This is a genomic window from Methylocaldum marinum (genome assembly GCF_003584645.1).
GTDB lineage: Bacteria > Pseudomonadota > Gammaproteobacteria > Methylococcales > Methylococcaceae > Methylocaldum > Methylocaldum marinum.
Window position 1 is genome coordinate 2152893 of record NZ_AP017928.1, and the last position, 14292, is coordinate 2167184.

A 14292-nucleotide genomic window follows, 5' to 3' on the forward strand; every position below is an offset into this window, starting at 1 on the left:
TTATCGAGCACCCAAGAGCGTATTGGCGGCCCGGATGTCCAGTTCCCCGCGGTGCAGGCGCTGAAACACCTGCAGCAGTTCGTCCTCCGGTTCGATCGCGTCCCCGTGCCGCTCCAGGATATGCGCGGCCAGCTTGTTGACCGTGGCGTGATCGAACAGCGCGGTGCTGCGCAGGGCGATGCCCAGTTCCCGGTTGGCGCGGCCGATGATCTCGACCGCCAGGATGGAATCCACCCCCAGGTCCACGTAGGCGCAATCGGGGCTGATTTGCTCCGGCTCCACTTCGATCACCGCTGCGACGATGCGCCGGAGTTTTCGAACCAGCTCGGTTTTCCTGCCGTCACCGGGCTCCGGCGCGTCCATCGGCTCCGGTGCCGGGGGCTCCGCCTGGCCGAGCGCTGCCGGTTTAACCGCCGGCGGTTCGAGCGGCACGATGCGGCCGTCGCTCTCCGCCACCAGCACGTTCTGGCTCGCGCCGGCTTCGATCACGGGTGCCGTCGCCCGTATCGAAACAAAGCCTTCCTCCGCGAGAATCCGTTCCCACAGCGGGACGCTGAGCAAGGGCGACCCCGGCAGGCGGTTGTACGGGTCCTCCGCCAGCCACCAGCCTTTCAGCAGGCCGAAGGTCAGGGTTGAAAAGGCGTGGGTTTCCACTGCCTCGTTGAGGATGAGCCCGCCGCCCGGGCGCAGCAGGGCCTTGACGTTGTTCAGCGTGGCGTTCAGCCGGCGCGTGGCGTGGAGCACGTTGGCCGCGATCACCAGGTCGGTCCGCTGCAAGGCGAAGCCCTGGTTTTCGACGCCTTTTTCGATATCGAGCAGCCGAAAATCGACGAAAGCATGGTGGCCGTAATGCTTTCGGCCGTGCTGCAGGAAACCCGGCGACACGTCGGTGTAGGTGTAATGCAAGCGATCCCGGTACGGCTGCAGGGCGGCGAGCAGCGCGGCGCTGGTACCGCCGGTGCCGGCCCCGATTTCCAGCAGGCGGAGTTTTTCGCCCGGGGGAAGTTCCGGCAAGCGCTCGTGCACGAAAGCCAGGACCTGTTCGGCCACGATCCGGTTGTAATAGTCGGAGACGGCGTTTTCCTTGTAAACGGTCTCCACCAGGGCCATCGACGAACCGGGAAATATCACCTCGGTCGCGGGCAGACGCCCCTGCAGGATGGCGGGCAGGTTTTCCAGGCAAGTCCACAGCAACCGGAAGTTGGCGGCCAGTTCCGGATGCTTGCCGGTCCAGGCGGCGAGGTCCGGCGACTGGCCTTCCTCTACGACCCGCGGCGTGCTGCGAATCCGGTCGCCTTCGATCTCGAGGTAACCGGCGGTCCGCAGGATGTCCAGGAGCGCTTTGTAGAGCCGGTCGTAGTCGTCGATCAGCCGGATTCGGGCCTTGAGTTCGTCCTTTCCATACGCTTCCAGGGGCTCCCGGAGACAGCCCATGGCCTGGAAAGCGCGCAGCAGCCCGCTGCCGCCGAGGCGGGCCAGATCATCGAAAGCCTCCCGGTAGCGGTCCAGCGGATCGGCGGCAGGGACGACATTTTGCGCGGTTCCGGCGGCGCTCGGCGCTGTTTCCGGGTACCAGCACGGCTTCTTGTCGAACGGGTAAGTCGGCAGGGAGATTCGCCGGGCCGGGGACCCGCCGGAATGCTTCCAGCACGGCAGGGCCGCCCAGTCGATCTCGGCGCCCGTGACCCACCGCCCGGCCAGTTCGACCGGCGCCGAAGCCGATACCGGGCGCGCCAGCCCCGCGGCGTCCGCCGGTGCGGCAAACTCCTCGGCCCGGCCCTCGAAGAAGCGGGTCGTTGCCGCGGCATTCCCCTGCCCCGGCTGGCCGGTCCGCTGCAGGAAGGCACGCAGTTGAATGCCGACCTCCTCTTTGCGCCGGACAATGAAGGCAAAGCGCTCCGCCATCGCCTCGCGGCCGGTTTGCAGGGTGTAGGCGAAATCCCGCAAGGACAGGGAGTCCCGGCGCCTTTCCCAGAACGCCAGGATCTTTTCCGCGTAAACCAACAGCCGTTCGCGGTTCCTGGCGGAGATGGGAATCACGTATTCGGCCTCCGGTTCCGGTCCGGCGTCCTCCGTTCCCGACGCCGCGCAATACTCTTCCAGGATCACGTGGGCATTGGCGCCGCCCGCTCCGAACGAGCTGATCGCGGCCCGCCTGGGCTGTCCCGGCTCCCATTTCGCCAGGCTTTGCTGCAGGTAAAACGGCGAATCGGCGAAATTGATCTTGGGATTGAGCTTGCGCGCATGCAGCGAGGGCGCCAGGGTCCGGTGCTTCATCTGCAGCAGGATCTTGGTCAGGCCGGAAATACCGGCCGCGGCGTTCAAGTGCCCGATATTCGATTTCACCGAACCGATCGCACACCACGGCCGGTCGCCCCCGGACCGAGCCTCGGGGCCGACCCAGGCCTGGCACAGTCCCTCGAACTCGACCGGATCGCCCAAGGCGGTTCCGGTGCCGTGGGCTTCGACATAGCTGATGGAACGGGGGTCTACCCCGGCATTTTCGAGCGCGCGCCTGATCAGCTCCGCCTGCGCCTTGGGGTTGGGTACCGCGTAGCCGTTGGTGCGCCCGCCGTGGTTGACCGAACTGCCCTTGATGACGGCATAAATCGGGTCGCCGTCGGCGAGCGCCTGTGCGAGCGGTTTCAGCAAGACGGCGCCCACCCCTTCGCCGGGCACGAAGCCGTCCCCCGCTGCGCCGAAACTGTGGCACTTGCCGGTCGGGGACAGCATCTGGTTCTGGCACATCCCGATATATTGCTGGGGATGCAGGAGAAACGAGGCTCCCCCGGCAATGGCCATCGAACATTCCCGGTTTCCGAGGCTCGCGCAGGCCTGGTGGATCGCGCTCAGGGACGAGGAACACGCGGTGTCGACGGGATAGCTCGGCCCGGTCAGGTTCATGACGTAGGAGACGCGATTGGCGATCGACCAAAGTCCCCCGCAGGGCGTGCACCAGTTGCCCCGGGCCCACTCCTGGGGTCCCCACAGGGAATAGGCGTAGCTGCTGATGCCGGCAAAAACCCCGACGTTCATGCTGCAGGTTTCCGCCAATCGTTTGCGGGTATAGCCGGCGTCTTCGCAAGCCGCCCACGCGGTTTGCAGGAACAGGCGCTCGCTCGGGTCCATGAGCTTGGCTTCGCGCGGAGAGATGTTGAAGAAGGCGGGGTCGAAGCAGTCGACGCCGTCGATAAATCCGCCCCACTTGCAATACATCTTCCCTTGCATGGCCCGGGTGCGGTCGGGATCGTAGTATTCGTCGGAATTCCAGCGGTTGCGCGGCACTTCGGTGACGGAATCCCGGCCTGCCGCGAGGTTGTCCCAGAAAGCCTCCAGCGTGTCGGCTTCCGGGTAGATGCCGCTGACGCCGATGACGGCGATGTCGAAGCGAGCGCCATCGGTCCCGACTGTCGGATCCGGCCCGGCCCGGCGCACTGCCGGCATGTCGTCGCGGCAGGGATCGCATGCAGCCGGGGCCGTCTCCGGGACGGCCGTAGCGGCCGCGCTGCACCGGCTGCCGTCCGGGAGCGGTCGGCCGGCTTCCGGCCGAGCCGAGAGAAACTCGGCCAGGGCCGCAAGGGTGGGGTATTCGAAAAACAGGGTCGCCGGCAGCGGGCCGAAGCGGGCCGCCAGCCTGTCGTTGAGGGCGGTGATCATCAGCGAGTCCAGCCCGAATTCCTCCAGCGGACGATGCGCGCCGATTTTGTCCGCGGGCAAACGGGTCACCTCCGCCACCCGCGCTTGCAGGAACGCCTCGATGTCCCGAGAGATGCCGGGAACCGCGGCCGCGGGCGCAAGCGTCCGGGTCTCGGCGGCGCCGGCAACCGGGGCGGAAACGTCAGCTTCCCGCCGCTCCCCGAGGCGGCCGGTATCGCTCCGCGCCGCAGCGAGCCCTATGGTTTCGGCCTTTCGGTAGATATCGGCGACTGTCGAAGACCGGGTGTCTTCCGCGGGCGCAGTCGCAAGGCCCCCGGACAGCCGGGGGCCGGCGCCGATTTCGGCGACGGCCGCCGCCGGCCGTGCCGCTTTCTCCCGGCCGGAGAGAAACTCGGCCAGGGCTGCAACGGTGGGGTATTCGAAGAACAGGGTCGCCGGCAGCGGGCCGAAGCGGGCCGCCAGCCTGTCGTTGAGGGCGGTGATCATCAGCGAGTCCAGCCCGAATTCCTCCAGCGGACGATGCGCGCCGATTTTGTCCGCGGGCAGACGGGTCACCTCCGCCACCCGCGCTTGCAGGAACGCCTCGATAGCCTGAGCCGAGACCGCTGCCGCGACGGGTTCGGCCGCGACGTCCGGCCCTCGATCGGCCGGGACCCGTCCGATCCTTTCAGCGTCCCGGTAGATCCTTCCGATGTCGACGGGTTGCCGCTCATGCCGTTCGGAAACCGGCCGCGGAGCGGGAAACTCGGATTCAACGAAACCGCGGATGAGCGGCCCGTCTCCCGAGAGAAACATGCATTGCTGCAAGCGGGATTGCAGAACGGTCTCCCATGCCTCGATCCCCACGGCAGTCGCCAGCTCGCGCACGCCCATGGCGGAAGCCATGGTTTCCAGCTTGCTGTCGGAAAGCCGCATCCCGCCGTCCCGCCACAGCGCCCAGTTCACGCTGAAGGTGTGGCTGCCGGCCATGCCCCCCTGCGCCGCGAAAGCGTCCAGAAACGCATTGGCATAGGCGTAGTCGGCCTGGCCGACATTGCCGATCACCGAACTCGCCGAGGAAAAGAACGTCACGAAGTCGACTTTTTCCCCTTGCAGCGCCCGTTCCAGCTGGAGCGTTCCGGACACCTTCGCGCTCAGCACCTCCCGGCATTCCTCGCGGGTCTTTTTCAGGAGGAAGCCATCACGGGTGCTGCCGGCGAAGTGGAAAACCCCCGCGATGCCGCCCACCCGGCTCCTGGCCCGGCTGACCGCGTGTCTCGCGCCCTCGGGCTCGGAAACATCGGCCCGCAGGTAGCTGACTTCGCACCACGGGGAGCTCAGGTCCTCGATCCGCCGCAAGCGGTCGGCCGACAGCGGACTGCGGCCGGCCAGGAAGACGCCGATGCGGGTTTTCTGGCGCTCGGCCAGCTGTCGCAGGTAGCGGCAGAACAGCAGCCCGAGCCCGCCGGCGCCGCCGACAAGGAGGTAAGTGCCCTGCTCCTTGAGCGCCAGGGGAACCGCCGGCGTCGCGTCCAGCTCGACGGCGCGCCAGGTCCTGACTTCCCTGGACACGGTTCCGTCGGCACACTGCCGGTAGCGGACTTCGACTTCATGGCGCGCGCCGCAGCGGAATTCCCCGGCCGCGATCTCGGCCAGCCGCGCGGCTTCCGGAAGTTCCAGCGTCTGACAGAAGACATTCGGATGTTCCCGGTTCAGGGTCTTGGCGAGCCCCCCGATAGCCTGGTTCAGCGCGTAATCACGGGATGGCGAGGGAACGAAGGCGTAGATCATGCGGACCAGCGGCGGGCAAGCCTTCTGTTTCATCAGCGCCTGGGCGATGAACAGGACCGAGTAAAAGCCCCGTTCCAGGTGCGCCTCCGGACGGTCCGGCTCGAACGCTTGCTGCAGCGACCACCCGTGCAGAATGCGCGCGGGCAGCAGACTGTGCCGAGCCAGCAGGCCGGCCAGCTGCTCGTAGTCTTCCGGATTCCCGGCGCGAATCCGAATCGCCACGGCGGCGCCGCGAACCGTTCCTTGCGGGGCGACGGAAAAGCCGTCGCCGGCGCTTACCAGTACGACCGGAGCACCGCCCCAGCCGGACAAATCCTGCCGGTGGTCTCCGAACACCAGCAGCGGGCCCTCGGCCGGACGAAGCGACGGAACCGGCGGCGCAGGCACCCAGCCGGGCTGCCACCAGGTCCTGTCGTCCTCGGCCCCGGTTTCCGGGCGGGTAGCGTCCCGAGCCGCAACGATGCCTGCTTGCGCGGCCGCCGGCGTCGCCGGAAACCAGTACCGCGCGCGCTCGAACGGGTAGCTCGGCAGCGGGACGCGATAGCGCATGTCCTGGGCGTACAGGTTTCGCCAGTCGATATCGTGGCCCGCCCGGTACAGGGCGGCGAGAGCATGAAGTCTTTCCAGGGCCTCCGGCAGCGGCAGGCCGGCGGTGCGCAGTTGGTCCATCCATGACTCCACGTCACCCGTGGGCATGGGGTTCGGGTCCGGCACGGCGTCGAAATCGGCCCGCCGCAGCTGTTCGACCAGGTCCCGGCGGCTTTGCGCGACCAGCGCGACCCGCTCCCGGAAGTGCTCGCGGCCCACGTGCAGGGTGTAGGCGACGTGCCCCAGGGAGTACTGCCGCCCCGGTCCGTCCAGCTCATCCGCCAGGTCGCGAAGCTTTTGCCGCAGCGAATACGGCGTTTTCGCGGACAGGCAGATCAGCACCGGCACCTCTTCCCAGGACGGCCTGGAAAGCGGCTGCACCGGCGACTCCTCGAGAACCAGGTGGGCATTGGTTCCGCCCAGGCCGAAGCCGCTGACGGCCGCGCGCCTCGGCTGCCCGCCGCTGGTTTCCCAGTCGCGCAGCGTGGTATTGACCTGGAACGGGCTGTCGGCGAAATCGATGTGTTCGTTGGCCTCGGAGAAATTCAGCAAGGGAGGGATTTTGCGGTGGGCAAAGGCCTGTAGCACCTTGATCACGCCGGCCACGCCCGCCGCCAGCGAAGCATGGCCGATATTCGGCTTCACCGAGCCGAGCAGGCAGAAGCTTTTTTTGTCGGTGTAGCGCCGGAACGCGTCGGCCAGGGCCGCCACTTCGACCGGGTCGCCGAGCTTGGTCCCGGTGCCGTGTGCCTCGACATAGCTTATGGTTTCCGGATCGATCCCCGCCTGCTCGTAGACCGCGACTTCCAGCTCGGTCTGCGCGCGGGCGCTGGGCGCGGTCATGCCGTTGGTCTTGCCGTCCTGGTTGACGCCGGAGGCCTTGAGCACGCCGTAAACGTGATCCTTGTCGCGCAGCGCGGCATCCAGCCGCTTCAGGACGATCACGCCGACGCCCTCGCCGAACACGAAACCGTCGGCGTTCCGATCGAAGGCCTTGCAGCGGCCGTCCGGCGCCAGCATTTGCGCCTTGGCGGCCAAGTTGTGGAAATGCGGCGTGGTGCACAGGAAAGCCCCGCCCGCCAGGGCGATGTCGCACTCGCCGGCGAGCAGGCTCTGACGGGCCCAGTGAATCGCTACTAGCGAGGAGGAGCAGGCGGTATCGACGGCGACGCCGGGCCCCTTGAGATCGAGGAAATAGGAAATCCGCGCGGGCACCACCGCCGGGGAATTGCCCCAGAAGGTCTGGGCCTCGCCGGGATAGCCGCTGTCGCGCATGTTCATCAGGTAGTCGCTCATGCCGACGCCGGCGAACACCCCGCATTTCAGCGGGCGCAGCTGGGCGGGCGGGTAGCCCGCGTCTTCCAGGGCGGCATAGCACTCCTCCAGGAACAGCCGCTGCTGCGGATCGGCCTGTTCCGCCTCGGAGCCGGACCAGTTGAAGAACAGCGGGTCGAACTGGTCGATGTCCTCCAGAAAACCGGCCCGGTAACCCGGCGGAAAGCTGCCTTCCGGCCAGCGGCCCGGGGGCGGCTCGCCTATGGTGGAAACGCCGGAAGCGAGCTTTTCCCAGAACTCGCGCACATTGCGCGTCCCGGAAAAACGCCCCGACATGCCGATGATGGCGATGTCGTCCGGCCGCGTTTCCCATCGCGCCCCGGGGGCGGCGGGAAGCGGAGGCGCCGCGGCCGGAACGCCGGGCCGGTTCGGCGTGTCGCCGGGTTCGCCGGCCGCCGACCGATCCGGAACCCGGCCGAAATCCGAACCGCCGAGTTGCTCGCGGTAGCTGTCGTGGATGAAGTCCGACAAGGCGGCCACGCTGGGATAGTCGAACAGCACCGTGATGCGCAGGTCGGTTCCGAGCCGCTGGTTGAGCAGGCCGAGGAAATCGATTCCGGATATCGAATCGAGTCCGTAATCGGAAAACGGCTTTTCCATCACCTGTTCCATGTCCGCGAGGCCCAGGATATGGGCTATCGCCGCCGCGACCTCCTGCCGAATCCGCTGTCTGAGCGGGCCCGGCGCAGCCCCGGCCAGCGGGTACGCCGTGGCCGGCTCAGGGGGCGGGGACGGCCGAGCCGGGCGGGCGCCGTCGCCGTTCAGGCGGGCGATCAGGATGTGCTGGCCCGGCCCTTTGCGGTCGCCGGCCAGGCCTTGCGGGGGCGCGACGGCGAAACCTCTCCCTTCCAGGAGCGCCACCCAAAGGTCCGCGTCCAGCAGCGGCGAGTTTTCGAGCCGGAGATCGTCCTCGAACCGCCACCAGCCGTCCAGCAGACCGTAAGTCATGGTGGCGAAGGCCTGTACGTCGGTCGCCTCGTTCAGGAACAGGCAGCCCCCGTCCTTGAGCAAGGCTTCGACATGGTCCAGGGTCTCGTTCAGCTTGCGAGTGGCATGCAGGACATTGGCCGCGAGAATGATGTCGAACGACTTCCGGAACGTGCATTCCGGCGCGACGGGCTTCTCGATGTCCAGGACTTCGAAGCGCGCGAAAGGGTAATGGGGACCGTAGGTCCTGCGCCCGTACTGGACGAAGCCGGAGGATATATCGGTGTACAGATAGCTGATCCGCTCACCGAACGGCCGAAGCCTGCTCAGCAGCAGAGCCGAGCTGCCGCCGGTGCCGGCGCCGATCTCCAGGATGCGGAGCGGCTCGCCGCCGGCCCGCCCGATCCGGGTTCCGACGTATTCCGCCAGGTTGTCCGCCAGAATCCGGTTATAGAAATCGGCGGTCGCGTTCTCCCGGTAAATGCCCTTGACCAGATCGAACGAGGAACCGGGGAACATCACCTCGGTCGCCTTGAGCTCGCCCCGCAGCACGGCCGGGTAATTGCGGACGCACACCCAAAGCAGGTTCAGGAAGGCGCCGATCGCGGGCCGATCCGCATCCAGCCGTTCCTTTTCCCGCCCGAGTTCCTCGAACGATATCCGCCACGTTGGGCTCTCGCCGTCGACGCGCACGAGGTAGCGGCCGTGGCGCCGCAAATGGCCGGCATCGAGCAGGATGTTCAGGAAGGCATCCAGCAAGCGGTGGTACTTGGCATCGATCCGCAGGACGGCGCGCAGCTCCTCCGGGGTGTGGCGCGCTCCCGGCTCCCGGAATGCCCCCATCTCCCGCAGCGCACCGGCCAGCAGCAAGGCGCAGAAATCCGGGATGCGGGCGTAGGCTTCCTGGAAGGTCTTCAAATCCGGCGGCTCCGGCGGGAAAGGCACGGGATTCGGAGCGGACTTTGCCCCGGTCTCCGGGCCGATGCCGGCGGCCGGTGCGAGCCAGTAGCGCTGGCCGATGAACGGGTAAGTCGGCAGCGGCACTTTCCGAAAAACCGCCCGTGGTGTATCGGCATCCCGGTAAAGCAGGCGCCACTCCAGGGGATAGCCTTGCCGGTACAGGTCGGCGAGACTCTCCAGTGTCTCCTCACGTTCCCTGTCTGGAAGGCCGGGATCGCGCAGTTCCGCCAACAGGCGGCTGCCGAACTGCCTGAGCGCCGCGCTGCGTTCCTGTTCCGGCCGGACCTTTGCCCACGCGCTTTCGGGGCTCGCCAGCCGTTCCCTCAAGGCCGCGGCCAGCGCCTGCCGATCGCTCGCCACCAGGGCCAGACGGTAATCGAAATGGGTTCTTCCCAAAAGGAGAGTGGTCGCGATGTCGCCCAGCGGGTAATCCTCCCCGTCCTGGTCCAGCCAGTCCGCCAGCGCTTCGACGCGTGCCGCCAGATCGGCCGGAGTTTTCGCGGAAAGGGGGATCAGCCAGGGCCGGCCGGCTTCGTCCCGGACGGCGTCGAGCGGCCGGTCCGGCGCTTCCTCGACCACGCAATGGGCATTGGTGCCGCTGAACCCGAAGGAACTGAGGGCGGCCAGCCTCGGCAGTCCCATCGGACGTTCCCAATCCTTCAGCTCGGTATTCACGTAGAACGGCGTCTCCGCCAGCCGGAAATGCCGGTTTTCCTTCTCGAAATGCAGCGAAGGCGGCAGTTGTCCGTGACGCAGGCAAAGCAGCAGCTTGATCAGTCCTGCCACGCCGGCGGCGGCCAGGGTGTGGCCGATGTTGGTCTTGACCGAGCCGATGGCGCAGAATTGCCGGCCTTGGGTGTAGGCCCGGAAAGTGTCGGTCAGGGCGTCGATTTCGATGGGATCGCCCAGGCTGGTGCCGGTGCCGTGGGCCTCGACGTAGCCGATGCGTTCGGGATCGATGCGGTAGCGGCGGTAAATTTCCCGTTGCAGGGCGGACTGGGAAGGCGCGCTGGACGCCGTGATCCCGTTGGTTTTGCCGTCCTGGTTGATGCCGTGGGCCTGGATCACCCCGTAGATCCGGTCGCCGTCGCGGAGCGCCTGTTCCAGCGGCTTCAGCAGCACGGCACCGACCGCTTCCGCCGGCACGAAGCCGTCGGCGGCGTCGTCGAAGGTCTTGCAGCGGCCGTCCGGCGCCAGCATGCCGGACTTGCTCAACACCTGATGGCTTTCCGCGGTACAGAGCAGCGAGACACCGCCCGCCAGGGCCAGATCGCAGGTGCCGATGCGGATGCTTTCGCAGGCGAGGTGGAGCGCGACCAGCGAGGACGAACAGGCGGTATCGATGGCCAGGCTCGGGCCCTTGAGATCGAGCACGTAGGCGATCCGCGCCGCGAGCACCGAGGCGCTGTTGCCGGTTCCCTGGTAGCTGCTGGTGCCGAGGTGGGCGAACGGCTTGAGGTAATCGCCTTCGCGGCAGCCGACGAAGACCCCGCAACGGCTGCCCTTCAGGGTTTCGGCGGAATATCCGGCATGCTCGAAGGTTCGCCAGGCTTCCTGGAGGAAAAGGCGCTGCTGCGGGTCCATCCACTCCGCTTCCCTGGGCGAAATATTGAAGAACAGCGGATCGAAGCGGTCGACATCGTCGACGAATCCGCCCCGAAATCCCTTGCCGTCCCAGCGCTCGGGCGGAACCGCCTCGACGCCGTCGCGGCCCTCCGCCAGGTTCCGCCAGAACTCGTCGATGTTCCGGGCGCCGGGGAAGCGCCCGGACATGCCGATCACGGCGATGCCGGCCTGGCCGTCGGCGGATGGGGTCGGAACGGCAGTAGCCGCCGTCGCCGGAGCGGTCGGGGCCGGCCGGCGCGGGTCCGCGGGACGAGCGGGCGGAGGGCTTTCCGCTGCCGGCCTTTGCGGCTCTGCCGCGGCGGCCGCCACACGCTGCCCGATATGCCGACTGAGCGCGTCGATGCTGGGGAAGTTGAACAACTCGGTGGCGCGCAGACCGAGCCCGAGCGCGCGGTCGATTTCCCTGACCACCCGTACCGCCGTGAACGAATCCACGCCGAAATCGACATAAGGCGCGTCCGCATCGATCGCGTCCGCATCCATCATCAGCACCTTGGCGAAGATTTCCCGCAGCTGCCGGGCAATGCCGGAATTGGGCGCCGCTACCGCGGGCCGGTTCGGCTTCTCCACCGGGCCGGGCGGAGTGGTCCGCCGCTCCGCGCCGGGTCTTGCGTCCGCCGCCGCGACACGGTCCGACGCCACCACGACGTTATAGCCGGTGTCCTCGCCGTCGGGACCGGACCGGCCGTAAATCTCGACCGAGCCGAAACCCTGTTCCCGGAGCAGCGCCGTCCACATGTCCGAATCCAGCAGCGGCCCGCCGGGCAGGCGCCGGTGTTCGTCCGCGAACGCCCACCAGCCGTGCAACAGCCCGAAGGTGAGCGAAATGAAATCCTGGGCATGGGTGACTTCGTTCAGGATCAGGCGGCCGCCGGGCTTGATAAGACGCCGGACATGGCCCAAGGTACGCTGCATGTCGGCTGTTGCGTGCAGCACGTTGGCGGCGACGATCAGGTCGAAGGCGTGCGGCTCGAATCCCTGCGCCAGGATGTCCTTTTCGATGTCGAGCACCCGGAATTCGAGGAACGGGAAATCCGCCCCGAACTGGGTTTTACCGTACTGCGTGAACGCCGAGGAGATGTCGCTGTACACGTAGTTCAGGCGGTCGCCGAAACAGGCGATGGCCTTCAGCGCGCCAGCCGTGGTTCCGCCGGTCCCCGCCCCGATTTCCAGGATGCGGATTTTTTGCTCGGGCCGGCGTTCGCGCGCGAGTTCGCGGATGGCGGCGACCAGCTGCCAGTTGACCAGCTGGTTGAAGTGATCGACGACCGGATTCCCTTTGTAAAACCCCTCGACCCGCTTCATCGAGGCGTCCGGGAAAAGAATCGCGGTAGCCGGGACCTGGCCGGTCAGAATGTCGTGCAGCCGGTCCAGGCAGTCCCGGGTCAGGCCGATCTGGGTCTCGAGCTCCGGGAAGCGGCGCAGCAGCTCGTCGCATTTCCGCTCGAGCTCCGCCGGATTTACCGACGACACCCCGATCACACGGTAGCCGTCGTGTTCCCGTTGCAGGACGCCGCCCCTGGCCAGGATGTCGAGCAGCACGGCAAACAGGCGATGGTGTTGCGGCGCGATGCCCAGGGCGGCTTTCAGGCGCTCCGGTTCCAGCACTTCGCCGGGGGTTCGGCACGCGCCCCAGGCCTGAAACCGCGCCAGCAGCCATTCCCGGCTGATCTCCTCGAGCGTCCGGAATGCGCCGGAAAATGCATGCCACGCCACGGGATTGAGCCGCGGTTCGGCCGGATCGGATGAGGGTTCCGAATCGGACGCCGGCCCGGAAGCGAAACAGAAGTTCGGCAAGGGTATCCGTTGCCTTGCCGCCCCCTGCTCGGCCAAGTCCGCGAGACTGCCGCCATCGACCCAGCGTTCCGCGATCTCGTCCCAGGCCCGGCTCGGGTAAAGCCCTGGCGGGATGGCTTCCGCGCGGTCCGCCCCAGCCGCTTTCACACCGCTGCAAAACAGCCGCGGTATCCTGCGCTCGCCGCTCAGGTAGCACTGCAGTTTGGCAACCAGCTCTTCCACCGAAGAGGCGACCACCGCCAGACGGACCTCCATCTCCTGGCGGCCCCGTTGCAGAGTCTGGGCGAGGTCGCCCAGATCCGGGCGCCGAATGCCGAAAAACCGGTATTGCGCGCCCTGGAGGTAGCGCAGAAAGCGGGCCAGGTACTGATCCAGCTGCGCCTCGCTTTTCGAGGAAAACACCAGGAGTTCCTCGCGCGGAGCGGCGGGCTCGTCCGTCGCGCGCCGTTCGCAGGCATTGACGTGTTCTTCGAGGATGAAATGAGCGCACAATCCGCCGTAACCGAAGTTGTGTATGCCCGCCCGTCGCGGATCGGTTTCCCCGGCGTCGCCCGCGCGCCGCTCCCACGCCTGCTTGCGCGCAAGCACCCGGAACGGCAGTTCCTCTTCCGACTCGGCCGAGTTCAGCTCGCGGAAATCGAGCACCGGCGGGATGACCCCATTCTTCATGGCCAGGCAGACCTTGATCAGGGAGGTGATGCCGGAAGCCGACTCCACGTGGCCGATATTGCCCTTGATGCTGCCCAGGCTCAGCTTGCGGTCCGGGTTGCGCCTTCCGCCGTTTCCGCTGTCGCCGAAGACTTCCGCGTAAGCCTTGAGCTCCGCCTTGTCGGACAGCGCCGTGCCGGTTCCCTGGCCTTCCACGTAATCGATATCCCCGGGGCCGAGACCGGCCTGCGCCAGCGCGGAGCGGATCACCTGCGCGTGGGACTTGGGGTCGGGGGCGGTCAGGAAGACCGTTCTGCCGCTTTGCCGGACCGCGCAGCCCCTGATGACGCCATAGATGTAATCGCCGTCCTTTTCGGCCTGCGCCAGCGGCTTCAGCAGCGCGGTCGCGACCCCCTCGCCGATCAGATAGCCGCCCGAGTCCCGGTCGAAGGAGCGAACCCGTGGCTCATTGGTCAGCAGGCCCATCTTGCGGTTGGCGATATGCGAGAAGGGTTCCTGGACCACGGTGACGCCGCCGACCAGCGCGAGCTTGATTTCTCCGCGCAGCAGCGCGTGGCAGGCCAGGTGCAGGGCGCTGGAAGACGCCGAACAGGCGGTGTCCACCGACAGGCTGTCGCCCGTCCAGTCGAAGAAATAGGAAACCCGGTTGGCCAGCATGGAATGGGTATTGCCGATGTTGGTGTAGGGACCGAACTCGCGGCCGGATTTCATCAGCTGGAAAAGGTTTTCGTTGCGCTGCACGCCGAGGTAGACGCCTACCGCTTCTCCCCGCAGGCTGTCCATGGCATAACCGGCGTTCTCGATGGTTTCCCAGGCCGCACGCAGGACCAGTTTCTGCTGCGGGTCCATTTCCGCCGCTTCCAGCGGCGGAATCCCGAAAAACGAGGGGTCGAAGCGGTCCGGGTCGTCGAGAAATCCGCCGTAGCGGCAATCGGTCAGATTACCCTCCGCGTCCGGATCGCC

At 67.1% G+C, this 14292-nt stretch carries 1 protein-coding gene (cut by a window edge); it reads right to left on the minus strand.

Annotated features, from left to right (window positions below; translation table 11 throughout):
• On the minus strand, positions 1-14292 hold the 3' portion of the coding sequence (locus tag sS8_RS09385) for a beta-ketoacyl synthase N-terminal-like domain-containing protein (protein WP_119629422.1). 660 nt of this gene lie beyond the right edge of the window; only the last 14292 of its 14952 coding nucleotides appear in the window; its start codon lies off the right edge, out of view; its stop codon occupies positions 1-3.